The organism is Ornithinicoccus halotolerans (assembly GCF_009602535.1).
Taxonomy (GTDB): Bacteria; Actinomycetota; Actinomycetes; order Actinomycetales; family Dermatophilaceae; genus Ornithinicoccus; species Ornithinicoccus halotolerans.
The window spans coordinates 1-1,591 of sequence record NZ_WIQI01000204.1 but is presented as its reverse complement, the minus strand read 5'-3'; the positions used below and the strand labels follow the sequence as shown (position 1 = coordinate 1,591).

At 51.7% G+C, this 1,591-nt stretch carries 1 rRNA gene; it reads right to left on the bottom strand.

The features are described from left to right. Positions 1-1,460, bottom strand: a 16S ribosomal RNA gene (locus GFJ45_RS16030); the annotation flags it as partial. Positions 1,461-1,591 lie beyond the last annotated feature (131 nt).

Sequence of the window (1,591 nt, the reverse complement as noted above, 5' to 3'; positions counted from 1 at the left end):
CTTCGGGTGTTACAAACTCTCATGGTGTGACGGGCGGTGTGTACAAGGCCCGGGAACGTATTCACCGCGGCGTGCTGATCCGCGATTACTAGCGATTCCGACTTCGTGTAGGCGAGTTGCAGCCTACAGTCCGAACTGAGAATGGCTTTAAGAGATTAGCTTGACCTCGCGGTCTCGCAACTCGTTGTACCATCCATTGTAGCACGTGTGTAGCCCAGGTCATAAGGGGCATGATGATTTGACGTCATCCCCACCTTCCTCCGGTTTGTCACCGGCAGTCTTACTAGAGTGCCCAACTAAATGCTGGCAACTAGTCATAAGGGTTGCGCTCGTTGCGGGACTTAACCCAACATCTCACGACACGAGCTGACGACAACCATGCACCACCTGTCATTTTGCCCCCGAAGGGGAAACCTGATCTCTCAGGTGATCAAAAGATGTCAAGACCTGGTAAGGTTCTTCGCGTTGCTTCGAATTAAACCACATGCTCCACCGCTTGTGCGGGCCCCCGTCAATTCCTTTGAGTTTCAACCTTGCGGTCGTACTCCCCAGGCGGAATGCTTAATGCGTTAGCTGCGGCACTGAAGGGCGGAAACCCTCCAACACCTAGCATTCATCGTTTACGGCATGGACTACCAGGGTATCTAATCCTGTTCGCTACCCATGCTTTCGAGCCTCAGCGTCAGTTACAGACCAGACAGCCGCCTTCGCCACTGGTGTTCTTCCATATATCTACGCATTTCACCGCTACACATGGAGTTCCACTGTCCTCTTCTGCACTCAAGTTTCCCAGTTTCCGATGCGCTTCCTCGGTTAAGCCGAGGGCTTTCACATCAGACTTAAAAAACCGCCTGCGCTCGCTTTACGCCCAATAAATCCGGATAACGCTTGCCACCTACGTATTACCGCGGCTGCTGGCACGTAGTTAGCCGTGGCTTTCTGGTTGGATACCGTCACGCCGACAACAGTTACTCTGCCGACCATTCTTCTCCAACAACAGAGTTTTACGACCCGAAAGCCTTCTTCACTCACGCGGCGTTGCTCCATCAGACTTGCGTCCATTGTGGAAGATTCCCTACTGCTGCCTCCCGTAGGAGTTTGGGCCGTGTCTCAGTCCCAATGTGGCCGATCAACCTCTCAGTTCGGCTACGTATCATCGCCTTGGTGAGCCATTACCTCACCAACTAGCTAATACGCCGCGGGTCCATCCAAAAGCGATAGCTTACGCCATCTTTCAGCCAAGAACCATGCGGTTCTTGGATCTATGCGGTATTAGCATCTGTTTCCAAATGTTATCCCCCACTTAAGGGCAGGTTACCCACGTGTTACTCACCCGTCCGCCACTCGTTCCATGTTGAATCTCGGTGCAAGCACCGATCATCAACGAGAACTCGTTCGACTTGCATGTATTAGGCACGCCGCCAGCGTTCATCCTGAGCCAGGATCAAACTCTCATATAAATATGAGCTGTTCGAATAGCTCGATTTGTTGTTCTAGCGAATTGACTTCGCAAATGTTACTTCTTGCCTCGGTACCGAAGTACCAAGGACCCTGCACATTTAAACGAAACTTTGTTCAGTTTTCAAAGGAC